We start from the raw sequence: 20956 nt of genomic DNA, 5'->3' as shown, positions 1-20956 counted from the left end.
TCTACCTCCTCACTTAAAGGCTTCCTCAAGAAGCGCTTCCTGTTCCTCTCTATGCACCTTGGAGGAACCCACGGCGGGGCTTGGGGACTCCGGCCGGGCCACCACGCTGAAGGGGTGGCCGTAGATCTCCCCGCAGAAGCGGGCGGAGAGGTACCACCAGGCCCCCTGGTTCACCGGCTCCTCCTGGACGTAGACCACCGGGGTCTTCTTGGGGTAGAAGCCCACGGCCTCCTTGAGCTCGGCCTCGGGGAAGGGGTAGAGGAGTTCCAGCCGGATCAAGGCCACGTCCTCCGCCCCCACCTCCCTCCGCTTTTGCAGGAGGTCGTAGTAGACCTTCCCCGAGGTGAGAAGGACCTTCCTCGCCCCCTTGACCCTTTCCGGGATCACCTTCTGGAAGCGCCCCTGGGCCAGCTCCTCCAGGCTGGAAACCACCTCGGGGTGGCGGAGGAGGCTTTTGGGGGTGAGGACCACGAGGGGCTTGCGGATGGGGCGCTTCACCTGGCGGCGGAGGAGGTGGAAGAACTGGGCGGGGGTGGTGGGGTAGGCCACCTGGAGGTTGTCCTTGGCTCCAAGTTGCAAGAAGCGCTCCAGCCGGGCGGAGGAGTGCTCGGGGCCCTGGCCCTCGAGGCCGTGGGGCAGGAGGAGGACCAGGCCGGAAAGCCGGTTCCACTTGGCCTCGGCGCTGGCCAGGAACTGGTCGATGTAGACCTGCGCCACGTTGACGAAGTCCCCAAACTGGGCCTCCCAGAGGACCAGGGCCTCGGGGTAGTCCAGGCTGTACCCGTACTCAAAGCCCAAGACCCCGGCCTCGGAAAGAGGGGAGTTGTAGATCTCCACCTCCGCCTGCCCCTCGGCCAGGTGCTGCAAGGGGATGTAGGGCCTTCCCGTCTGGTAGTCGTACAGGGCGGCGTGGCGCTGGGTGAAGGTGCCCCTTAGGGCATCCTGCCCCGTGAGGCGCACCCGGTGCCCCTCGGCGGCCAAGGAGGCGAAGGCCAAGGCCTCGGCCGCCGCCCAGTCCAGGGGGCGCTTAGCCTCGGCCATCTCCTTTCGGGCCTCGAGGAACCGCTTCAGCTTGGGATGCACCTGGAAGCCCTCGGGCACGGCGCTCAGGCGGAGAAGGAGCTCCTTTAGCGCCTCCAGGGGCACCCCGGTATCCACCTCGGGCACCAGGTGGTCGGGCCCACCCACGTACCCCTGCCAGATGCCGGAAAGGCCGTGGGGCACCACGGGGCCCGGCTCCGCCTTGACCCGGGCGAACTCGCTTTCCAGCTTGGCCAGGTAGGCTTCCTCCTTGGCTTTAAGCTCCCCCTCCGCCACCACCCCTTCGGCAAGGAGCCTCTCCGCATAGACCTTCCAGGGCTCGGGCTTCTTGGAGATGAGGGCGTACATGGGGGGCTGGGTGAAGGTGGGCTCGTCCGTCTCGTTGTGGCCCCGGCGGCGGTAGCCCACCAGGTCGATGACCACGTCCTTCCCGAAGCGCTTCCGGTACTCCAGGGCCAGGCCCAGCACGAACCAGAGCTCGTCCAAAGCCTCGGCGTTCACGTGGAAGATGGGGACCGAAAGCATCTTGGCGATGTCCGTGGGGTAGCGGCAGGAGGTGTACTCCTCGGGCAGGGTGGTGAAGCCCAGCTGGTTGTTGGCCACCACATGGAGGGTCCCCCCCACCCGGTAGCCGGGAAGCCGGGAGAGGTTAAGGGTTTCCTGGACGATGCCCTCCCCGATGAAGGCCGAGTCCCCGTGGACCAGGATGGCCAGGCCCCTTTTCCGCTCCCGATCGCCGAAGCGGTCCTGCTTGGCGCGAAGCCTCCCCAGGGTCACGGGGTTCACGAACTCCAGGTGGCTGGGGTTGAAGTTGAGGGAAACGTGCACCTTCCCGTAGGGGGTGGTGAGGTCGTTGGAGAAGCCCAGGTGGTACTTCACATCCCCCGAGTAGCCCTCGGGGAAGATCTCCTCGAACTCGCGGAAGATGCGTTCAAAGGGCTTGCCCACCACGTGGGCCAGGACGTTGAGCCGCCCCCGGTGGGCCATGCCCAGGACCACCTCCCTGACCCCGTGGCGGGCGGCTTCCTCCACCGCCTCCAAGAGAAGGGGGACCAGGCCTTCCAGGCCCTCGAGGCTGAAGGTCTTGGCCCCCAGGTACTTGCGTTGCAGGAAGGCTTCAAAGAGGCTCGCCTGCATGAGGCGCTCCAGCATGCGCCGGCGCCCCTCGCGGGGAGGCTTGGGCCAGGGGGCCTCGATGCGGGAAAGAAGCCAGGCCCGCTCCTCGGGCTCGGTATGGACCACCTCAAACCCCACCGGGCCCAGGTAAACCTCCTCCAGGCGGCCCAAGAGGTCCCCCAGGGTGGGGGCGCCGAAGAAGGGGGGAAGGGACCTAAAGAGATCCTCCCGCAAAAGGCCGTGGGCCTCCAGGGAAAGCTCCTTGGGCCTAGGCCGCTCCCGCCCCAAGGGATCGATGCGGGCCGCCAGGTGGCCGAGCTCCCTGTAGGCCTGGACCAGGCGCTCCACCTTGAGGAGGAAGGCCAGGTCCACCGCCTCGGCCAGGGGAGCGGGGGTGGCTCGTCGGCCGTCCTCGAGGGGTTCTCTTCGGGAACCCTCCAGGGCGAGGGCGGAAAAGTAGCGGCGCCACTCCTCCGGCAGGGAGAAGGGATCCTCCAGATAGGCCCGGTAGAGGGCCTCCAGGTAGCCTTGGCTTTCCAACGTGAGCTCCATCCTACCTCCCAAGAAGGGGGCGTATACCCCCTTCATCTACGCTACACCAAAAAGCGGTGTAGGTGCTTTAGGACCTTTACAATAGGGCCATGGTCCTGAAGGAGAGACAGGAAGGCGTCCTTATCCTCAGCCTAAACCGGCCGGAAAAGCTGAACGCCATAACCGGTGCCCTGCTGGACGAACTCTACCAGGTCCTAAAGGAGGCCCAGGAAGACCCCGGGGTCCGGGCCCTCCTCCTCACGGGAGCCGGGCGGGCCTTCTGTGCGGGGCAGGACCTGGGGGAGTTCGGGGAGGGCAAGCCCGACTACGAGGCCCACCTCCGCCGCTACAACCGGGTGGTGGAGGCTCTGGCGGGGCTGGAGAAGCCCCTGGTGGTGGCGGTGAACGGGGTGGCGGCGGGAGCGGGGATGAGCCTGGCCCTTTGGGGCGACCTGCGCCTGGCGGCCCTGGAGGCCAGCTTCACCCCCGCCTTCGTGCGCATCGGCCTGGTGCCGGACTCGGGGATGAGCTTTATCCTGCCCCGGCTGGTGGGGTTCGCCAAGGCCCAGGAACTCCTCCTCCTCTCCCCCAGGCTTTCCGCCGAGGAGGCCCAGGCCCTGGGCCTGGTGCACCGGGTGGTGCCGGGGGAAAGGCTTTTGGAGGAGGCCCTGGCCCTGGCCCGGGAGCTGGCCCAGGGGCCCACCCGGACCTACGCCCTCACCAAGAAGCTCCTTTTGGAAACCTACCGGCTTTCCCTGACGGAGGCCCTGGCCCTCGAGGCCATCCTCCAGGGGGAGGCCGGGCGCACCCAGGACCACGAGGAGGGGGTAAGGGCCTTTAGGGAAAAACGCCCGCCCAGGTTCGTGGGCCGATGATCCGCTACCTCCGGGGCACGGTCCTGAAGAGGGAGGAAGGGGGGTTTCTCCTTCTGGTGAACGGGGTGGGCTTCCTGGTGCAAGCCCCCCAGACCTTTCTGCAAAGCCTCAAAGAGGGCCAGGAGGTGGCGGTCCACACCCACCTCCAGCTCCGGGAGGAGGGCCTTTTCCTCTACGGCTTTCCCGATGAGGAAAGCCTCCTCCTCTTTGAGCTCCTCCTTTCCGTGAGCGGGGTGGGGCCCAAGGTGGCCCTCTCCCTTCTCTCCGCCCTCACCCCCAGGCTTCTGGCCCAGGCCCTGGCCCAGGGGGACCTGCGCCTCCTCACCGCGGCAAGCGGGGTGGGAAGAAGGCTCGCCGAGCGGATCGCTTTGGAGCTCAAAGGGAAGGTACCCCTAAGCCTCCTCAGCGGGCAAAAGGTGGAAAGCCAGGCGGCGGAGGAGGCCATCCTGGCCCTCACCGCCTTGGGCTTCAAGGAGGGCCAGGCCCGGGGGGTGGTCCTGGACCTCCTGGCCAAGCGCCCCTCGGCCAACGCCCAGGAGCTCATCAAGGAGGCCCTGAAGCGGTTACGCTAGGCTAGAGTTCGTCCAACGCCTCCCTGGGGGTGCGGCGGGCGGCCAGGTAACCCCCCTCCCTCAGAACCAGGGGGAAGAGGACCTCCCAGGGCCCCTCGAGGGCCAAAAGCCCCTCCCCCTGGAAGACCCTCGCTCCCTCGGGCAGGCCTCCCTCCAGGCCAAAGGGGAACAGGGCCAAAAACCCCTCCCCTGGCTCCCCCTCCCCCCGGTCCAGGTAAAGGGCCACGGGCTCCAGAAACCCCATGAGGCGGGTGCGGTGCATCTCCCGCCTCAGGGCCTGGAGGGCCTTGGGGTGCGAGGCCCCCTGCCAGAGGAGGAAGTCGGCCTCGGGGGAAAGCCCCACCAGGCTGTAGACCTGGAAAAAGCCCTCCTTTTCCTGCCAGCGGGCCAGGAACTGGGCGAACTCCTCTTTAAGGTGCTCCTGGTGCTCGGCCTCGAGGCGGCGGAACTCCGGCAAAAGCCTATAGAGGCTGAACCCCCAAAGGCGCGGCATGCCTCACCCCACCTCCAGGAAACGGGCCAGGGCCTCCTGGCTGAGGCGCTTGCCCACGTAGAAGGGCCCGAACTCGCCAAAGCGGGCGGATACCTCGTCAAAGCGCATCTCGTACACGATCTTCTTGAACTGGATGGGGTCCTCGCTGAAGAGGTCCACCCCCCACTCCCAGTCGTCCAGGCCCTGGGCCCCGCTGATCACCTGCAAGACCCTGCCCTGGTACTTCCTTCCCGTTTCCCCGTGGGCCTTCATGAGCTCCGCCCGCTCCTTGGCGGGGAGGAGGTACCAGTTGTCCTGGCCCTGGCGGCGCTTGTTCATGGGGTAGAAGCAGACGTAGCCCGTCTTGGGCAGCCTGGGGGTCAGGCGGGGCTTGATGTAGGGGGCCTCGGGATCCAAGGGCCCGGTCTGGCTTCCCAGCTCCACCACCGAGTAAAACCCGTAGGCGGGGCTTAGGTAGCGGGCGAAAAGGCTCCTGTTGAGCCTGGCCTCCACCTCCAGGAGGGCATCCAGGCTCTCCCTCAGGTTCAGGAAGAGGAGGTCGGCCTTGTGGGTGATCACCTGGTACACGCCGAAGGACCCCCTGCCCTCCGCCTCCACCTTCTCCCACTCCTTCAGGATCTCCGAAAGCTCCCCCCAGGCGGCCTGCCGTTCCTCCTTGGGGGCGGAGAACCAGGCGGCATGGTCCAGGCGGCGGAAGTCGTGAAGGATGTGCCAGCCCTCGAGGGTAAAGGTGGGCTCAGGAATGTGACCTCCCATGCCCCCAATATACCCGGGGATATACTCCCACCATGGTGGCCCTACACGTAGCCCTCGCCCTCCTTCTGGCCTGGCTTTTAGGCCTCTACGGAGCCAGGGCCCTGAACGCCCTGGGGCGCCTCACCCCCACGGAGCGGGACGACCGCTTCTTCCGGGTCCTCGGCTTCCTCTGGTGGGGGGTGATGGTCCTCCTGGCCCTGAGCTACCTGGCCCACGCCCTCGCCTGGCCCCTGGAGCCCCTGGCCACCTGGGGGAAGGCCCTCGCCCAGTGGCTGGGAAGCCGGGGCCTGGCCATCCTGGCGGTGGTGGGCCTCACCCTGGTGGCCTACCGCCTGGTGCCCCTCCTCCTCGCCCGGCTTCCCGAGCCCGAAGGGGAGCTCACCCGGGAAGCGGTGCGGCGCAAAACCCTGAGGGCGGTGGCGGATTCCGTGCTGAAGGGGGCCATCCTCACCCTGGGGGGACTCTTCCTCCTTTCCAACCTGGGCTTCAACGTCACCGCCCTCCTGGCGGGGGCCGGGGTGGTGGGCCTGGCCATCAGCTTCGCCGCCCAGAACCTGATCCGGGACTTCATCAACGGGTTTTTCATCCTCCTGGAGGACCAGTACGGGGTGGGGGATATCGTGCTCATCAACGGGGTGGGGGGGAGGGTGGAGCGCTTCAACCTGCGCCTCACCGTCCTGCGGGACCTGGAGGGCCGGGTCCACTTCATCCCCAACTCCGAGGTCCGCCAGGTGACGGTCCTCACCCAGGAGTGGAGCCGGGCGGTGGTGGACGTGGGCGTGGCCTACAAGGAGGACCTGGACCGGGTTTTGGCGGTGTTCCAAGACGAGGTGGCCCGCTTCCACCAGGATCCGGAGTGGCAGGACCGGTTCACCGAACCCCCGGAGGTCCTGGGGGTGCAGAACCTGGACCAAAGCGCCGTGGTCATCCGGGTCCTCTTCAGCACCAAGCCCGCGGAACAGTGGGCCGTGGCCCGGGAGTTCCGCCGCCGCATCAAAAACCGCCTGGACCGCGAGGGCATAGAGATCCCCTATCCCCACCAGAAGCTCTACTTCGGCGAACCCCTTAGGCTGGAAAAAGGAGCGTAAGGATGCCGGACGTCTACAAAACCATCCTGGAGGCCATCCACCCCCACCTGGGCGCCAGGGCCGAGGCGGTGCTGGAGGAAGGGCTGAAGCGCCTGGGCAAGCGGCCCTCCGAGCTCACCCCGGCGGATGGGGCCCACCTCCTGAAGGGCTTGGTCTACCGCGAGCTCCAGGCCCGCATGCGCCCGGAGGAGGCCAGGCGGCTGGTGGAGGGGGTCCTGGCCCAAATGGAAGGGCAGGGGGCCAGGCTGGCCAAGCTGGAACAGGGCTTGAAGCGCTTCGGGCTCTATGTGGACTGGCCGGAGGTGGCCCGCCTCCGGGCCCTGGTCAACCGCCTGCGCCAGGCCCCGGACCCCGGGCTTTTGGCGGAGGGGGAGGAGCTTGTAGAGGCCCTGGAGGAGAAGCTGGAGGAGGCCCTCCTGCGCCAGGCCAAGGACCTGGCCCACCTGGAGGAGGCCCTGGAAAGGGTGCGCCACCTGGGTGGGCCCAAGGTACGGCGGCTGGAAAGCCTGGTGGAAACCATCCGCCAGGCCCAGAGGGAGGGCATCCTGGCCCAGGCGGAGGTGGAGCGGGCCCGGAGTCTGGCCCTGGAGCTACGGAAGTTCCTGGAGTCCAGCGCCGTCAAGGCCCCTACCCTGCCGGAGATCGTCTTTGAAACCCAGGAAACTCCCCCGGAAACCCCACCCCAGGCGGAAACCCCCTCCCATCCCACCGACGTCTTCCTCACCGTGGAGGAGGCCTCCGAGCTGGAAGGGGAGCTTTTGGTGGACCTCGAGGCCCTCTCCCAGGAGGCCAGCCAGAGGATCCTGGCCCTGGAGGTGGAGGAGGAGAAGCGCAGGCTGGAGGAACTCCTAAGCCGCTTCGCCCCCCTGGTGGAGCGGGCCACGGTAAGCCCCCTTCTCGCCGAGGTCCAGGCCCTTCTGGATGCGGGCACCCCCGTGGGGGAAAAGCTCAAAGCCCTGGAGGAAGCCTTCCAGGAGGCCGAGAGAAACCTCCGGGCCGAGAAGCGGGCCCGCCTGATCCAGCTTCAGGAGGCCCTGCGCCTCCTTTCCCTGCCCGAGGAAGCCAAGCTCCCCCTAGAGCGGGCCTTGCAGCTGGCGGAGGAAACCCTCGAGGAGGGAGGCTACCCCGACCTCCTTCCCCTGGAGGAGGAGCTCAGGCGCCTGGAGGAGGCGGCCCGGCGCAAGGCGGAGGAGGAAAAGCGCCTCCTCCAGGAAAAGGAAGCCCTGGTGAAGGAGCTAGAGGAAAAGGGCGAGGCCTTCCGCCCCCTCCTGGAGGAACTGAGGGCGCTCCCCCTGGAGGCCCTTCCCCAAAGGCTTCCCGAGGTGCGGGCCCGTTATGCCGAGCTCCTCAAGGCCCAGGGGGAGGAGGCCGCCTTAAGGGCCAAGCTCGCCGAGGCGGCCAAGGCCCTGGAGGCCCTAAAGCCCGAGGCCCTGGCCCTGGGCCTAAAGGAGAAGGTGGCCGAGGCGGAAGCCCTCCTGGCCCAGGGGAACCTTCCCGACCTGGGGTCCTTACGGAAAAGCCTGGAGGACGCCAAGGCTCAGGCCCGGCAGGAAGCCCTTCTGGAGCTCTCCCGCCTCCAGGCCCTGGCGGAGCGCTTCCGCGGCTTCGGGGGGGAAGGGGTCTTGCGGGCCATCGCCGAGGAAAAGGGCAAGCCCCTCCCCGACCCCACCCCCATTGCCCGGGCCCTGGAGGCCTTGAAGCGGCGGATGGAGGTGAAGCGGGAGGAGCTCACCACCCGCCTCACCGCCTTCTTCCAGGCTTACGCCCGCCTCGAGGGGTTCCAAAGCGAAACGAACCGCCGCCTAAAGGCCCTTTTGCCGGTGCTGAAAAGCGCCCAGGAAAAGCTACCCCGCCTGGGACCCCAAGGCCTCCTCCAGGTGGAAAGAACCCTAAGCCAGGCGGAGGCCCTTCTCCGGGAGCTGGAAAAGGAGCGGGAGGCGGCCAAGGCTGTGCTCCAGGAGATCAGAGGCGAGGACCTCGAGGCCCTCCTGGGAGTCTTCGACCAGGGCAGGACCCCGGCCCAGGCAAAGCCACCGGAGGCACCCTCTACCATGGACCTGGAAGCGGACCTCGCCCCCTTGCGCCTTCCCGGGGTGGAGGTGCTGGGCTACCTGGGGGAGGCCCTCCCCCTGCCCAGGGAACCCCTGGAGGCCTTGGTCCAGGCCCTGGACCAGCTGGATAAAAGCCTGGGGCAGACCCGGGGGCCTGCGGCCATCCTCCTGGGAGAGAAGGCCTTGGTCCTGGCCCCCCGCAAGGGCCGCATCCTGGTGGCCCTGCTGGAAAAAACCAGCCTGTCCGCCTTCCTCCTGGAGCTCACCTCCTAGGGGTGCTACACTGAAAAATGGTGGTATCCGTCTCGGCTCTTTGGGAAAAGCTTGCACCCCTTCTAGACTACCTCCCGGCAGGGGAGCGGGAAAAGGTGCGGGAGGCCTACCTTTTCGCCGAGGAGGCCCACCGGGGCCAGCTCAGGCGAAGCAGGGAGCCCTACATCACCCACCCGGTGGCGGTGGCGGAGATCCTGGCCTCCTTGCGCATGGATGCGGATACCGTGATGGCGGGCCTCCTCCACGACACCCTGGAGGACTGCGGGGTGGCCCCCGAGGAGCTGGAAAGGCGCTTTGGGCCCGCGGTGCGCAGGCTGGTGGAGGGGGAGACCAAGGTCAGCAAGCTCTACAAGCTGGCCAACCTCGAGGGGGAGGAGAAACGGGCCGAGGACCTCCGCCAGATGTTCATCGCCATGGCGGAGGACGTGCGCATCATCATCGTGAAGCTGGCGGACCGCCTTCACAACCTCCGCACCCTGGAGCACATGCCCCCCGAGAAGCAAAGGCGCATCGCCCAGGAAACCCTGGAGATCTACGCCCCCCTGGCCCACCGCCTGGGGATGGGGCAGCTCAAGTGGGAGCTGGAGGACCTTTCCTTCCGCTACCTCCACCCCGAGGCCTACCACGCCCTTCTTTCCCGGATCCAGGAAACCCAGGAGGCCCGGGAAGAGATCATCCGAAAAGCCATAGCGGCCCTGGAGGAAGCCCTAAGGAAGGATGAACTCCTCCAGGCCCAGCTTCAAGGCCTGGAGGTGACGGGCCGCCCCAAGCACCTCTACTCCATCTGGAAGAAGATGGAGCGGGAGGGGAAGGCCCTGGAGCAGATTTACGACCTCTTGGCGGTCCGGGTCATCCTGGACCCCAAGCCCGCCCCCACGGAGGAAGGAAGGGCCTTGAGGGAAAAGCAGGTCTGCTACCACGTCCTGGGCCTGGTCCACGCCCTCTGGCAGCCCATCCCCGGGCGGGTCAAGGACTACATCGCCGTGCCCAAGCCCAACGGCTACCAGTCCCTCCACACCACGGTCATCGCCCTGGAGGGGCTTCCCCTGGAGGTGCAGATCCGCACCCGCGAGATGCACCGCATCGCCGAGTACGGGATTGCCGCCCACTGGCTTTACAAGGAGGGCCTCACCGATCCCGAGGAGCTGAAGCGGCGGGTTTCCTGGCTTAAAAGCATCCAGGAGTGGCAGCAGGAGTTCAGCAGCTCCCGGGAGTTCGTGGAGGCGGTGACCCGGGACCTCCTCGGGGGCAGGGTCTTCGTCTTCACCCCCAAGGGGCGGATCATCAACCTGCCCAAGGGGGCTACCCCCGTGGACTTCGCCTACCACATCCACACCGAGGTGGGGCACCACATGGTGGGGGCCAAGGTGAACGGAAGGATCGTCCCCCTCTCCTACGAGCTGCAAAACGGGGAGATCGTGGAGATCCTCACCGCCAAAAACGCCCACCCCTCCAAGGACTGGCTGGAGTTCGCCAAAACCCGGAGCGCCAAGAGCAAGATCCGCCAGTACTTCCGCACCCAGGAGCGCCAGGAAACCCTGGAGAGGGGGCAAAACCTCCTGGAGCGCTACCTTAAGCGCCGGGGCCTCCCCAAACCCAGCGACAGCCAGCTGGAGGAGGCCGCCAGGAAGCTGGGCCTCACCCCTTCCCCCGAGGAGCTCTACCTGGCCCTGGCCCTAAACCGCCTCACCCCCAAGCAGGTGGCGGAGAAGCTCTACCCCAAGGCCCTTCTCAAGCCGGAAAAGCCCAAGGCACCCCCCAGGAACGAGTGGGGGATCCGCCTGGAGCAGGACCTCCAGGCCCCCATCCGCCTGGCCTCCTGTTGCGAGCCCATGAAGGGGGACGCCATCCTGGGCTTCGTCACCCGGGGCCGGGGGGTCACCATCCACCGGGCGGACTGCCCCAACCTGCGCCGCATCCTCCAGGGACCGGAGGCAGACCGGGTCATCGGGGCCTACTGGGAGGGGGTGGGGGGCAAGGTGGCCACCCTCGAGGTCCTGGCCCAGGACCGCGCCGGCCTCCTGAGGGACGTGATGCAGGTGGTGGCCGAGGCGGGGAAGAGCGCCTTGGGCTCGGAAACCCGGATCCTCGGACCCCTGGCCCGCATCCGCCTCCGCCTCACCGTGCAGGACGGGGAGCGGGAATCCCTGGTCCAGGCCATAAAGGGCGTGAAAAGCGTGCAGGAGGTGCGCTGGGTCTAGGCGGGCCCGGCTAGAGGAGCCTGACCCACACCTCCCGCATCCTCGGCCCGTCGAACTCCGCCAGAAAAACCTGCTGCCAGCGGCCAAGCCGAAGCCGCCCCCCCTCGGCGGGAAGGAGGAGGTGCACCCCGGTGAGGAGGCTTTTCAGGTGGGCGTGTGAGTTTCCCTCCGCATGCCGGTCCTTGGGATGCACCCTGGGGGCCAGCTCCTCCAGGCGGGCGAGAAGGTCGTGGGCCACATCGGGATCCGCCCCCTCCTGCACGGTAAGGCCACAGGTGGTGTGGGGAACGAAGAGGTACACCAAGCCGGTGTGCCCGGCCAAGACCTCCTCCACCTGGCGGGTGATGTTCACCAAACCTTCCTTGGGGGTGGAAATGCGGATGGCCTTCATCCTTTAAGCATATCGGGCCAAGAAAATAGATCCCTTAAGCAAGGGCTTAAGCGTGGCCCTGCCAGGATGGGGTGGTATCAGGCCATGCGGGTGGCCCGCAGGGTAAAGCTCCGTTCCAGGGTGAAGGAGCGGTCCAAATCGCCGAACTCCCCCTGGGCCCAGGCCCAGAGCCCGGGCATGATGCGCTCGTGTACCTCCTCGGGAACCAGCTGGGTGAAGGAGTAAAGCCTTTCCTCCAGGGCCTCGAGGGCCTGGCGCAGGGTGCGCTCCTCCCGCCACTGGACCACCTGCTTGGTCTTGGGCCTGAGGCCAAGCCGCTTTAGGGCTTCCTCCACCTCCTCGAGGCGCTTTCTGTGCAAGCCCCGCACCACCCCCACGCCCTCCGCCTCCACCAGGGAGCGCCACCTGTCCTGGATTAGGCGCTCCTCCTCCGCCTCCATCTCATCCCAGCCTTCCAGAAGCACCCCTCCCGGCTTCAGCACCCTCAGGGCCTCCGCCAGGGCCTTGGGCCAGTCGGGGAGAAGGTGCCAGAGATGGACCACGATCACCCCGTGCACGCTCTCATCGGGCAGGGGAATGGCCCGGGCATCGGCCTCTATAAGGCGCACCTTGCGCATAACCCCCGCCGCCTTCTGGCGGAAGACCTCCAGCATGCCGGGATCCTTGTCCAGGGCCAGGTAGCGGTATCCCCGGGCGATGAGGGGCAGGGCAATGCGCCCGGTACCCACCCCAAGCTCCAGGAGCACCGCCTCCTCCCCCCGCACCCCCAGAGCATTCCCTATGGCGGTGGCGATGCGGCCCGCCACCTCCGGGGGGTAGGCCCGGAGGCGGTCGTAGGCGTAAGCCATACGCACGGAGGCCCTGGGCATCCTTCTTTTCATTTTACGGGGTATACTTCCCGGCGTGAAAGGACTCATTCTGGCTGCCGGACGGGGCACCCGGCTCCGCCCCCTCACCCACACCCGGCCCAAACCCGTGATCCGGGTGGCGGGAAGGCCCATCCTCCACTACGGTCTGGAAAACCTCCTGCAAGCGGGGATAGAGGAGATCGGGGTGGTGGTTTCCCCGGAAACGGAAAAGGACATCCGGGAGGCCCTTTCGGGCTACCACGTGCGCTACATCCTGCAAGAGGAGCCCCAGGGCCTGGCCCATGCGGTGGCGGTGGCCCGCGATTTCCTGGGCCAAAGCCCCTTCGTCCTCTACCTGGGGGATAACCTCTTCCAGAAGGGAATCGCCCGCTTTCTCCAGGCCTTTACCCCGGGGGTGAGTGCGGTGATCGCCCTGGTGCGGGTGGAAAACCCCAGCCAGTTCGGGGTGGCGGTGCTGGAAGGGGAAAGGATCGTGCGCCTTCTGGAAAAACCCAAGGAGCCGCCCTCGGACCTGGCGGTGGCCGGGGTTTATGTCTTCACCCCGGAGGTGCTGGAGGTCATCGAGGGGCTCAAGCCCTCCGCCCGGGGAGAGTACGAGATCACCGACGCCATCCAGGGCCTCATCGACCGGGGGAAGAGGGTGGTGGGGGTGGAGGTGGAGGGATGGTGGAAGGACACCGGCCGCCCCCAGGACCTCCTGGACGCCAACCGCCTCATCCTGGAAGAACTGGAACCCCAGGTGGAGGGGGAGGTGGTGGAAAGCCAGCTCACCGGGCGGGTGGTGGTGGAGAAAGGAGCTAGGGTACGGAAAAGCACCGTGATCGGCCCCGCCTTCATCGGGGAGGGAGCGGTGGTGGAAGGAGCCTACATCGGGCCCTTCACCTCCTTAGGGCCCGGGGCCAAGGTGGTGCGCTCGGAGGTGGAGTACTCCATCCTCGAGGACCACGCCATCCTGGAGGACGTGGCCTTACGCCTCCAGGAAAGCATCCTGGGGGTGGGGGCCCAGGTGAAAAACCGCGATGGCCTCCCCCGGGCCCACCGCCTGATCCTGGGGGATCTCTCCCAGGTGGAGCTGGCCTGAAGAGCACCCCCCATGGCCCGGCTTCTGGACCTCCTCACCGAGGACCACCAAAGCGGCGAGGCCCTGGCCCAGCGCCTAAAGGTAAGCCGCCAGGCGGTTTCCAAGGAGGCGAAAAAGCTTCTCGCCGAGGGCTTCCCCGTGGAGATGAGCCGGAAGGGCTACCGCATCCGGCCCGGCACTCCCCTTCCCCACCTCTTCCACCCCTCAGGGCGCCTCGGCCGGCCCTACCGCTACCTGGGGCGGGTGGGAAGCACCCAGGATGTCCTAAGGGCCTGGGCGGAGGAAGGAGCCGAGGAGGGAGCCCTGGTCCTGGCCGAGGTGCAGGAAAGGGGCCGCGGCAGGCGGGGAAGGCCCTGGGCAAGCCGCCCGGGGGAAAGCCTCACCTTCTCCCTCCTCCTCCGTCCCACCCTTCCCCTCTCCTCCATGGGCCTCCTTCCCCTTCTTGCCGGCCTGGCCCTTTGGCGGGCGGTGGGAGTGGGGGGGATCAAGTGGCCCAACGACCTCCTGGCCCCCGATGGCCGGAAGCTGGCCGGGGTCCTTTTGGAGGCCAAGGCCGAGGGGGAGGAGGTGGCCTACGTCCTCCTGGGAGTGGGGGTGAACGTGGACTGGGCCCCCGAGGGCGCCGCCGCCTTGAGGGAGTTCTCTCCCCTTTCCCGGCGGGAGGTGCTTTCGGGCTTCCTCCTCCACCTGGAAAGCCTCCTCCCCCTTCTGGAAAGCCCGGAAACCCTCCTCTCCCTCTACCGGGAGGCCTCCTACACCCTGGGCCGAAGGGTGCGGGTCCAAACCCCTAAGGGGGTGGTGGAGGGGGTGGCGGAGGCCATCCTCCCCGACGGCAGCCTCCAGGTGGAGGGGGTCAGGATCGGCGCGGGCGAGGTGGCCCTCGTGTCCCCCCTCCGGACCGAAGGATCCGACCCTTGAGTATTCCAGGCTTAGATTTCCCAAAGCGCTTGTGCTAGGATAAGGCTAGGTATGTTTGCCCGCATCTTCACCAAGGAAGAGGCCGATGCCCTCTTGCCCGAGATCCAGCGGGTCCTCTCCCAGATGCGGCAGGCCCGGAAGGAGCTTTCCGAGGTGCAGGCCCGGCTTCCCGAGGCCCGCGGGCTGGAACGAAGGGCCCTGGAGGAGGAGGCCCGCTTCCTCCTGGGCTCCTTGGAAGCCGACGCCCGTTACCTGGCCTCCCTGGGCGTCTTCCTCAAGGACCTGGACCGGGGCCTGGTGGACTTCCCCAGCCGGGTGGGCGGCGAGGTGGTCTTTCTCTGCTGGCAGGAAGGCGAACCCGAGGTGGCCCACTACCATCCCCTGGCGGGGGGGTTTGCCGAGCGGCGCCCCTTAAAGGGAGAACCTAATGGCCTTCTCCCCCAGGCCTCCCGCCCCGGCGAAACTCGGCCAGGCGCCTAAGGTCCTCCCGCACCAGGTCGTCCTGGCCCGCCAAGGACTCCAGGTGGTGCCTTAACTCGTGGAGGAGGGTTTCCCAGACCTCTTCCTCCCAGTCAAACCCCGGCCCCGCCACCTTTTGGAAGGAACCGTAGTAGAGGGCGATGTGCCGCCCGAGCCCCTCAAATCCCCGGAAGGTGGAAGGAGGGCCGGGGTCCAGATATTCCCCAAGCCGCCACACCCCCTTTAGCCCGGGCTCGGGCCTGGCCTCCGGCAGGACGTGCACCCCCTGAAGCTCCCGCTTGAAGGCCTCGGGGATCTCCGCCCAAAGCCTTTCCACCAGCGCCACAAAGGCCTCGTAGGTCATGGCCGATGGTAGGGATGCCCGGCCCTCAGGGTAAGGATCCGGTAGAGCTGCTCCATGAGGACCAAAAGGGCCAGCTCATGCTGCAGGGTAAGGGGGGAAAGGGAAAGGAGGAGGTCGGCCCCCTCACGTACCCCCTCAGGGTACCCCTCGGCACCCCCCACCAAAAAGGCCACCCGTTCCCCCTCCCAGCGCCTCAACTCTTCCAGAAGCCCCTCCGTGGTGAAGAGCTTTCCCCTTTCGTCCAGGACCACCTTGCGGTGGCCCTCCGCCTTGGGCAGGAGGTCCTGGGCTTCCTTGACGAAGTGGACCTCGAGGGGAGCATATTTCCGGATGCGCATCGCATACTCTTCCACCCCCAGCCGGGCGTAATCCAGCCTGGGTTTGCCCACCGCCACCACCCTAAGGCGCACCTCCCCATTTTAGGGCCAGGGTATACTCAGGGCGAAGGGAAAGTGGGACCTCACCCACCCCGATAAAAGAGCCCCAGGCCCTTACCCAGGGCAGGCTCTACGGGCGCCAAAAGCGCCGGAAAAGGAGGGTTTATGGTAAAGGACACCCACCGGTTTCAGCCCTTCACCCCCGAGCCCATAAGGCTCATCGGGGAGAAGGGGGAGTGGCTGGGGGATTTCCCCTTGGATCTGGACGAGGATAAGCTACGCCGCCTGTACCGGGACATGCTGGCGGCCCGGATGTTGGACGAGCGCTACACCATCCTCATCCGCACCGGCAAGACCAGCTTCATCGCCCCCGCCGCCGGGCACGAGGCCGCCCAGGTGGGCATCGCCCACGCCATAAGGCCGGGCTTTGACTGGGTCTTCCCCTACTACCGCGACCACGGCCTGGCCCTGGCCCTGGGCCTGCCGCCCAAGGAGCTTTTCGGCCAGATGCTGGCCACCCAGGCCGACCCCAACAAGGGCCGGCAGATGCCCGAGCACCCGGGGTCCAAGGCCCTCAACTACTTCACCGTGGCCAGCCCCATCGCCTCCCACGTACCCCCCGCCGCCGGGGCGGCCATCAGCATGAAGCTCTTGCGCACGGGCCAGGTGGCGGTCTGCACCTTCGGGGACGGGGCCACCAGCGAGGGGGACTGGTATGCGGGGATCAACTTCGCCGCCGTGCAGGGCGCCCCTGCCGTCTTCATCGCCGAGAACAACTTCTACGCCATCAGCGTGGACTATAGCCGCCAGACCCACAGCCCCACCCTCGCCGACAAGGCCCATGCCTTCGGCATCCCCGGCTATCTGGTGGATGGCATGGACGTCCTGGCCTCCTACTACGTGGTGAAGGAGGCGGTGGAGCGAGCCCGCATGGGAGAGGGCCCGAGCCTGGTGGAGCTCAGGGTCTACCGCTATGGCCCCCACTCCTCCGCGGACGACGACAGCCGCTATCGCCCCAAGGAGGAGGTGGAGGCCTGGCGGAAACGGGACCCCATCCTCCGCTTCCAGCGCTTCCTGGAGGGAAGGGGCCTCTGGAACCTGGAATGGGAGGAGGACCTGAGGGCGGAGATCCGCGCCGAGCTGGAGCGGGGCCTGAAGGAAGCCGAGGAGGCCGGCGCCGTACCCCCCGAGTGGATATTCGACGACGTCCTTGCGGAAAAGCCCTGGCACCTAAAGCGCCAGGAGGCCCTTCTCAAGGAAGAGCTTTAAGGAGGTCCCCATGGCCCTCATGACCATGGTGCAAGCCCTGAACCGGGCCCTGGACGAGGAGATGGCCCTGGACCCCCGGGTGGTGGTCCTGGGAGAGGATGTGGGCAAGAGGGGCGGGGTCTTCCTGGTGACGGAAGGCCTTTTGCAGAAGTATGGCCCCGACCGGGTTATGGACACCCCCCTTTCCGAGGCCGCCATCGTGGGAGCTGCCCTGGGCATGGCCGCCCACGGCTTAAGGCCCGTGGCCGAGATCCAGTTCGCCGACTACATCTTCCCCGGCTTCGACCAGCTGGTGAGCCAGGTGGCCAAGCTCCGCTACCGCTCCGGCGGGCAGTTCACCGCCCCTTTGGTGGTGCGGATGCCCTCCGGGGGCGGGGTCAAGGGAGGACACCACCATTCCCAAAGCCCCGAGGCCCATTTCGTCCACACCGCCGGGCTCAAGGTGGTGGCGGTTTCCACCCCCTACGACGCCAAGGGCCTTTTAAAGGCAGCCATCCGCGACGAGGACCCCGTGGTCTTCCTGGAGCCCAAAAGGCTTTACCGCTCGGTGAAGGAGGAGGTGCCGGAGGAGGACTACGTCCTGCCCCTGGGCAAGGCCGCCATCAGGCGGGAGGGGAAGGACCTCACCCTCATCGGCTACGGCACCGTCATGCCCGAGGTGCTCCAGGCGGCGGAGGAGCTGGAGAAGGCGGGGGTTTCCGCCGAGGTTCTGGACCTCCGCACCCTCATGCCCTGGGATTACGAGGCGGTGATGAACTCCGTGGCCAAAACAGGAAGGGCCGTGCTGGTGTCCGACGCCCCCCGGCACGCCAGCTTCGTCAGCGAGGTGGCGGCCACCATCGCCGAGGACATCCTGGACATGCTTCTCGCCCCTCCCATCCGGGTGACGGGGTTTGACACCCCGTATCCCTACGCCCAGGACAAGCTGTACCTGCCCACCGTCACCCGCATCCTCAACGCCGCCAAGCGGGCGTTAGACTACTGATATGCCCAAGGAGCTTATTTTCCTGGTAGAGGAAGCGGAGGAGGGAGGCTACGTGGCCCGGGCCCTCGAGGAACCCATCTTCACCCAGGGGGAAACCTGGGAGGAGCTTAAGGAGATGGTGCGGGATGCCGTGCGTTGCCACTTCCCCGAAGGGGAAGCCCCCAGGGTTATCCGCTTGCATTTCGTCCGGGAGGAGGTTCTGGCCCCGTGAAGCTTCCCCGGGATCTCCATGGGGAGGAGCTGGCAAAGCGCTTGTCCCGCCTGGGGTACCAGGTGGTGCGGCAGACGGGAAGCCACATTCGCCTCACCTGGAACAAAGGAGACCAGGAGCACCACCTCACCATCCCCCGCCACCATCCCCTAAAGCTGGGCACCCTGGCGGGGATCCTACGGGAGATTGCGGAGGCGCGAAACCTAACCCGGGAAGAGCTTCTTAAGCTTTTAGACCTGTAAGGAGGCCTATGCCCAAGGAAATCCTCATGCCCGAACTGGCGGAAAGCGTGGTGGAAGGCGAGATCCTCAAGTGGCTGGTGGAGGAAGGGGACTACCTCAAGAAGGACCAGCCCTTCGTGGAGGTGATGACCGACAAGGTCACGGTGGAGCTACCCTCCCCCTACGAGGGGGTGCTTTTGAAGAAACTGGCCAAGGAAGGGGAGGTGGTCAAGGTCCACGCCCCCATCGCCCTCCTGGCGGAGCCCGGGGAAGCCGTGGCTGGGGTAAAGGAGGTAAAGGAGGAGGCTCCGCCCGTGCAAGCGGTGGAGGAGCGCTCCATCGTGGAGCCCGGGCTTCCCCCAAAGGAGGAAAAGGAGGATCTCTCCCTCTTCAAACCGGACACCACCCAGGTGGCGGTGAAGAACCCCTTCTTAAGAGGCCAAGCGGAGCAGGCTCCCAGGGAAGGCCAGGCTCCAGGCCGCATCCTGGCGGTGCCCGCCGCCCGGAAGCTGGCCCGGGAGCTGGGGATTCCCCTCGAGGCCATCCCCGGCTCCGGCCCCATGGGCCGCATCCGGGTGGAAGACGTGCGGGCCTATGCCGAACAGCTTAAGGCCCAGGCCGCACCCCCGCCCCCAAGCCCCAAGGAGGCCCCAGCACCCCTTCCCACGGGCTTCCCGCCCCCACCCCGCTACACCCCCCCCAAGGGCTACGAGCACCTGGAGGAGCGCATCCCTCTAAGGGGCATCCGCCGCACCATCGCCCAGGGGCTTTGGCAAAGCCACCTCTACACCGTGCGCACCCTGAACGTGGACGAGGCCGACCTCACGGAACTGGTGGCCCTGAGGGAGCGCCTGAAGCCCGAGGCCGAACGCCAGGGGGTGAAGCTCACCTACCTCCCCTTCATCTTCAAGGCGGTGGTGCGGGCTTTGAAGAAGTACCCCATGCTGAACTCCAGCCTGGACGAGGAAAGGCAGGAGATCGTCTACAAGCGCTACTACCACCTGGGCCTGGCGGTGGCCACGGAAAGGGGGCTCATCGTGCCCGTGGTGCGGGACGTGGACCGGAAAAACATCCTGGAGCTGGCCCAGGAGATCGCCGAGCTCTCCGCCAAGGCCCGGGAAGGAAGGCTCTCCCCCGAGGAGGTCACGGGTTCCACCTTCACCGTCACCAACATTGGCTCCGTGGGGGCTTTGATGAGCTTCCCCATCATCAACGTTCCCGAGGCCGCCATCCTGGGGGTGCACTCCATCCGGAAGCGGCCCTGGGTGATGCCGGATGGCTCCATCCAGGCGAGGGATATCATGTACCTTTCCCTCTCCTTTGACCACCGCCTGGTGGACGGGGCCGAGGCGGCCTCCTTCACCCGGGAGGTGATCCGGCTCCTGGAGAACCCCGACCTGCTCCTTCTGGAAATGTAGGATGGACCCCATGAAGACCTACGACCTCATCGTGATCGGCACCGGACCCGGCGGCTACCACGCCGCCATCCGGGGAGCGCAGCTCGGGCTTAAGGTTCTGGCGGTGGAGGCCGCCGAGGTGGGGGGCGTGTGCCTGAACGTGGGGTGCATCCCCACCAAGGCGCTTTTGCACGCCGCGGAAACCGTACACCACCTCAAGGGGGCCGAGGGCTTTGGCCTGAAGGCCAAGCCCGAACTGGATTTCAACAAGCTCGGCGCCTGGCGGGATGGCGTGGTGAAGAAGCTCACCGGGGGCGTGGCCGGGCTTTTAAAGGGCAATAAGGTGGAGCTTTTGCGGGGCTTCGCCCGCTTTAGGGGGCCTAAGGAGATCGAGGTAAACGGCGAGGTCTATGGGGCGAAAAGCCTCATCATCGCCACGGGAAGCGAGCCCATGCCCTTAAAGGGCTTTCCCTTCGGGGAGGACGTGTGGGATTCCACCCGGGCCCTAAGGGTGGAAGAGGGCATCCCCAAGCGCCTTTTGGTGATCGGGGGCGGGGCGGTGGGGTTGGAACTTGGCCAGATCTACCACCGCCTGGGCTCGGCGGTGACCCTGATCGAATACATGCCGGAGATCCTCCCCGCAGGCGACAGGGAAACCGCCGCCCTCCTGCGCAAGGCCCTGGAGAAGGAAGGCCTTAAGGTACGCACGGGCACCAAGGCGGTGGGTTACGAGAAGAAGCAGGACGGCCTCCACGTGCTCCTCGAGGCCGCCCAGGGAGGCAGCCAAGAGGAGATCGTGGTGGACAAAATCCTGGTGGCGGTGGGCCGCAGGCCCCGCACGGAAGGGCTCGGCCTGGAAAAGGCTGGGGTGAAGGTGGACGAACGGGGCTTCATCCAGGTGAACGCCCGCATGGAAACCTCGGCCCCCGGGGTCTACGCCATCGGGGATGTGGCCAGGCCCCCCCTCCTTGCCCACAAGGCCATGAAGGAGGGCTTGGTGGCCGCCGAGAACGCCGCCGGCAAGAACGCTCTCTTCGACTTCCAGGTGCCCAGCGTGGTCTACACCGGCCCCGAATGGGCCGGGGTGGGGCTCACGGAGGAGGAGGCAAAGAAGGCGGGGTATAAGGTCAAGGTGGGGAAGTTTCCCTTTTCCGCCAGCGGCCGGGCCCTTACCCTGGGTGGGGCAGAGGGCCTGGTGAAGGTGGTGGGGGATGCGGAAACCGACCTCCTCCTCGGGGTCTTCGTGGTGGGTCCTCAAGCGGGGGAGCTCATCGCCGAGGCCACCTTGGCCCTGGAGATGGGGGCCACGGTTTCCGACCTGGGCCTCACCATCCACCCCCACCCCACCCTCTCCGAGGGCCTCATGGAGGCGGCGGAAGCCCTCCACAAACAGGCCATCCACATCCTGAACCGCTGA

At 66.9% G+C, this 20956-nt stretch carries 21 protein-coding genes; 14 read left to right on the top strand and 7 right to left on the bottom strand.

Translation table 11 applies throughout. The annotated features are described in order from the left end of the window. Window positions 1-9: 9 nt before the first annotated feature. Window positions 10-2709: a 2-oxoglutarate dehydrogenase E1 component gene (locus AC27GT_RS00520; protein ID WP_487223357.1), complete on the bottom strand. Its 2700-nt coding sequence runs from the start codon at window positions 2707-2709 to the stop codon at window positions 10-12. Window positions 2710-2798: 89 nt separating this feature from the next. Here AC27GT_RS00520 and AC27GT_RS00515 point away from each other — a divergent pair, with 89 nt between their 5' ends. Then, entirely contained in the window at window positions 2799-3563 is a 765-nt protein-coding gene (locus tag AC27GT_RS00515) for an enoyl-CoA hydratase-related protein (RefSeq protein ID WP_028494698.1), read from the top strand. Continuing rightward, the gene (ruvA, locus tag AC27GT_RS00510; RefSeq protein ID WP_038030729.1) at window positions 3560-4135 is read left to right on the top strand and encodes a Holliday junction branch migration protein RuvA; all 576 of its coding nucleotides are present in this window, start codon (window positions 3560-3562) and stop codon (window positions 4133-4135) included. The genes AC27GT_RS00515 and ruvA overlap by 4 nt, the downstream gene beginning before the upstream one ends. Before the next feature lies 1 nt (window position 4136). Here the strand turns inward: ruvA and AC27GT_RS00505 are convergent, their stop codons facing one another. Continuing rightward, complete coding sequence (locus AC27GT_RS00505; RefSeq protein ID WP_487223356.1) at window positions 4137-4628, bottom strand: chlorite dismutase family protein; 492 nt, start codon at window positions 4626-4628, stop codon at window positions 4137-4139. Between the two features lie 3 nt (window positions 4629-4631). Continuing rightward, window positions 4632-5384, bottom strand: coding sequence for a hydrogen peroxide-dependent heme synthase (gene hemQ / locus AC27GT_RS00500; protein WP_487223355.1), 753 nt, complete (start codon window positions 5382-5384; stop codon window positions 4632-4634). Between the two features lie 32 nt (window positions 5385-5416). On the opposite strand from hemQ, the gene AC27GT_RS00495 reads away from it, so the two are divergent. The 3 genes from AC27GT_RS00495 to AC27GT_RS00485 are packed head-to-tail and all read left to right on the top strand — an operon-like array spanning window position 5417 to window position 10997. Then, on the top strand, window positions 5417-6472 hold the full coding sequence (locus AC27GT_RS00495; RefSeq protein ID WP_487223354.1) for a mechanosensitive ion channel family protein: 1056 nt from the start codon (window positions 5417-5419) through the stop codon (window positions 6470-6472). A 2-nt stretch (window positions 6473-6474) separates the two neighbouring features. Further along, on the top strand, window positions 6475-8796 hold the full coding sequence (locus AC27GT_RS00490) for a coiled-coil domain-containing protein (protein ID WP_487223353.1): 2322 nt from the start codon (window positions 6475-6477) through the stop codon (window positions 8794-8796). Between the two features lie 17 nt (window positions 8797-8813). Further along, window positions 8814-10997, top strand: a complete 2184-nt coding sequence (locus tag AC27GT_RS00485) for a RelA/SpoT family protein (RefSeq protein ID WP_487223352.1) — start codon at window positions 8814-8816, stop codon at window positions 10995-10997. 10 nt (window positions 10998-11007) lie between these two features. Here AC27GT_RS00485 and AC27GT_RS00480 read toward each other — a convergent pair whose 3' ends face one another. Next, the gene (locus AC27GT_RS00480) at window positions 11008-11388 is read right to left on the bottom strand and encodes a secondary thiamine-phosphate synthase enzyme YjbQ (RefSeq protein WP_015716171.1); all 381 of its coding nucleotides are present in this window, start codon (window positions 11386-11388) and stop codon (window positions 11008-11010) included. Between the two features lie 77 nt (window positions 11389-11465). After that, complete coding sequence (locus AC27GT_RS00475; protein ID WP_487223369.1) at window positions 11466-12257, bottom strand: class I SAM-dependent methyltransferase; 792 nt, start codon at window positions 12255-12257, stop codon at window positions 11466-11468. 34 nt (window positions 12258-12291) lie between these two features. On the opposite strand from AC27GT_RS00475, the gene AC27GT_RS00470 reads away from it, so the two are divergent. Genes AC27GT_RS00470 through AC27GT_RS00460 form a run of 3 tightly spaced genes read left to right on the top strand, consistent with a single transcriptional unit; the run spans window position 12292 to window position 14736 of the window. After that, window positions 12292-13338, top strand: a complete 1047-nt coding sequence (locus AC27GT_RS00470) for a glucose-1-phosphate thymidylyltransferase (protein ID WP_487223351.1) — start codon at window positions 12292-12294, stop codon at window positions 13336-13338. 12 nt (window positions 13339-13350) lie between these two features. Then, window positions 13351-14256: a biotin--[acetyl-CoA-carboxylase] ligase gene (locus AC27GT_RS00465; protein WP_015716168.1), complete on the top strand. Its 906-nt coding sequence runs from the start codon at window positions 13351-13353 to the stop codon at window positions 14254-14256. Between the two features lie 51 nt (window positions 14257-14307). Beyond that, window positions 14308-14736 carry a DUF2203 domain-containing protein gene (locus AC27GT_RS00460; RefSeq protein ID WP_015716167.1) on the top strand — a complete coding sequence of 143 codons (429 nt, stop codon included), beginning with the start codon at window positions 14308-14310 and terminating at the stop codon, window positions 14734-14736. Here AC27GT_RS00460 and AC27GT_RS00455 read toward each other — a convergent pair. Both AC27GT_RS00455 and AC27GT_RS00450 read right to left on the bottom strand, forming a co-directional pair. Beyond that, on the bottom strand, window positions 14681-15079 hold the full coding sequence (locus AC27GT_RS00455) for a metallopeptidase family protein (RefSeq protein WP_054392324.1): 399 nt from the start codon (window positions 15077-15079) through the stop codon (window positions 14681-14683). The two genes, AC27GT_RS00460 and AC27GT_RS00455, sit on opposite strands and share 56 nt — an antisense overlap. After that, window positions 15076-15489, bottom strand: a complete 414-nt coding sequence (locus tag AC27GT_RS00450; RefSeq protein ID WP_487223350.1) for a 23S rRNA (pseudouridine(1915)-N(3))-methyltransferase RlmH — start codon at window positions 15487-15489, stop codon at window positions 15076-15078. Before AC27GT_RS00450 ends, AC27GT_RS00455 begins: the two co-directional genes overlap by 4 nt. 132 nt (window positions 15490-15621) lie before the next feature. Here AC27GT_RS00450 and AC27GT_RS00445 point away from each other — a divergent pair, with 132 nt between their 5' ends. The 6 genes from AC27GT_RS00445 to lpdA are packed head-to-tail and all read left to right on the top strand — an operon-like array spanning window position 15622 to window position 20956. Then, window positions 15622-16725 (top strand): thiamine pyrophosphate-dependent dehydrogenase E1 component subunit alpha, encoded by a 1104-nt coding sequence (locus AC27GT_RS00445; protein ID WP_487223349.1) that lies wholly within the window; start codon window positions 15622-15624, stop codon window positions 16723-16725. Between the two features lie 10 nt (window positions 16726-16735). After that, window positions 16736-17710 carry an alpha-ketoacid dehydrogenase subunit beta gene (locus AC27GT_RS00440; RefSeq protein WP_015716164.1) on the top strand — a complete coding sequence of 325 codons (975 nt, stop codon included), beginning with the start codon at window positions 16736-16738 and terminating at the stop codon, window positions 17708-17710. 1 nt (window position 17711) lies between these two features. Continuing rightward, on the top strand, window positions 17712-17921 hold the full coding sequence (locus AC27GT_RS00435; protein ID WP_015716163.1) for a type II toxin-antitoxin system HicB family antitoxin: 210 nt from the start codon (window positions 17712-17714) through the stop codon (window positions 17919-17921). Next, the gene (locus AC27GT_RS00430) at window positions 17918-18163 is read left to right on the top strand and encodes a type II toxin-antitoxin system HicA family toxin (RefSeq protein WP_487223348.1); all 246 of its coding nucleotides are present in this window, start codon (window positions 17918-17920) and stop codon (window positions 18161-18163) included. The genes AC27GT_RS00435 and AC27GT_RS00430 overlap by 4 nt, the downstream gene beginning before the upstream one ends. 8 nt (window positions 18164-18171) lie before the next feature. Then, on the top strand, window positions 18172-19560 hold the full coding sequence (locus AC27GT_RS00425) for a dihydrolipoamide acetyltransferase family protein (RefSeq protein WP_487223347.1): 1389 nt from the start codon (window positions 18172-18174) through the stop codon (window positions 19558-19560). Window positions 19561-19570: 10 nt separating this feature from the next. Beyond that, window positions 19571-20956 (top strand): dihydrolipoyl dehydrogenase, encoded by a 1386-nt coding sequence (lpdA, locus tag AC27GT_RS00420; protein ID WP_487223346.1) that lies wholly within the window; start codon window positions 19571-19573, stop codon window positions 20954-20956.

This window comes from Thermus sp. KWY1 (assembly GCF_057547025.1).
This window is presented reverse-complemented; position numbering and strand designations above follow the sequence as displayed.

Bases quoted from the DNA above. Each gene is read 5' to 3' on its own strand.
- AC27GT_RS00520 (WP_487223357.1), bottom strand. From the start codon at position 2,709: ATGGAGCTCACGTTGGAAAGCCAAGGCTACCTGGAGGCCCTCTACCGG.
- AC27GT_RS00515 (WP_028494698.1), top strand. From the start codon at position 2,799: ATGGTCCTGAAGGAGAGACAGGAAGGCGTCCTTATCCTCAGCCTAAAC.
- ruvA (WP_038030729.1), top strand. From the start codon at position 3,560: ATGATCCGCTACCTCCGGGGCACGGTCCTGAAGAGGGAGGAAGGGGGG.
- AC27GT_RS00505 (WP_487223356.1), bottom strand. From the start codon at position 4,628: ATGCCGCGCCTTTGGGGGTTCAGCCTCTATAGGCTTTTGCCGGAGTTC.
- hemQ (WP_487223355.1), bottom strand. From the start codon at position 5,384: ATGGGAGGTCACATTCCTGAGCCCACCTTTACCCTCGAGGGCTGGCAC.
- AC27GT_RS00495 (WP_487223354.1), top strand. From the start codon at position 5,417: ATGGTGGCCCTACACGTAGCCCTCGCCCTCCTTCTGGCCTGGCTTTTA.
- AC27GT_RS00490 (WP_487223353.1), top strand. From the start codon at position 6,475: ATGCCGGACGTCTACAAAACCATCCTGGAGGCCATCCACCCCCACCTG.
- AC27GT_RS00485 (WP_487223352.1), top strand. From the start codon at position 8,814: ATGGTGGTATCCGTCTCGGCTCTTTGGGAAAAGCTTGCACCCCTTCTA.
- AC27GT_RS00480 (WP_015716171.1), bottom strand. From the start codon at position 11,388: ATGAAGGCCATCCGCATTTCCACCCCCAAGGAAGGTTTGGTGAACATC.
- AC27GT_RS00475 (WP_487223369.1), bottom strand. From the start codon at position 12,257: ATGCCCAGGGCCTCCGTGCGTATGGCTTACGCCTACGACCGCCTCCGG.
- AC27GT_RS00465 (WP_015716168.1), top strand. From the start codon at position 13,351: ATGGCCCGGCTTCTGGACCTCCTCACCGAGGACCACCAAAGCGGCGAG.
- AC27GT_RS00460 (WP_015716167.1), top strand. From the start codon at position 14,308: ATGTTTGCCCGCATCTTCACCAAGGAAGAGGCCGATGCCCTCTTGCCC.
- AC27GT_RS00455 (WP_054392324.1), bottom strand. From the start codon at position 15,079: ATGACCTACGAGGCCTTTGTGGCGCTGGTGGAAAGGCTTTGGGCGGAG.
- AC27GT_RS00445 (WP_487223349.1), top strand. From the start codon at position 15,622: ATGGTAAAGGACACCCACCGGTTTCAGCCCTTCACCCCCGAGCCCATA.
- AC27GT_RS00440 (WP_015716164.1), top strand. From the start codon at position 16,736: ATGGCCCTCATGACCATGGTGCAAGCCCTGAACCGGGCCCTGGACGAG.
- AC27GT_RS00435 (WP_015716163.1), top strand. From the start codon at position 17,712: ATGCCCAAGGAGCTTATTTTCCTGGTAGAGGAAGCGGAGGAGGGAGGC.
- AC27GT_RS00425 (WP_487223347.1), top strand. From the start codon at position 18,172: ATGCCCAAGGAAATCCTCATGCCCGAACTGGCGGAAAGCGTGGTGGAA.
- lpdA (WP_487223346.1), top strand. From the start codon at position 19,571: ATGAAGACCTACGACCTCATCGTGATCGGCACCGGACCCGGCGGCTAC.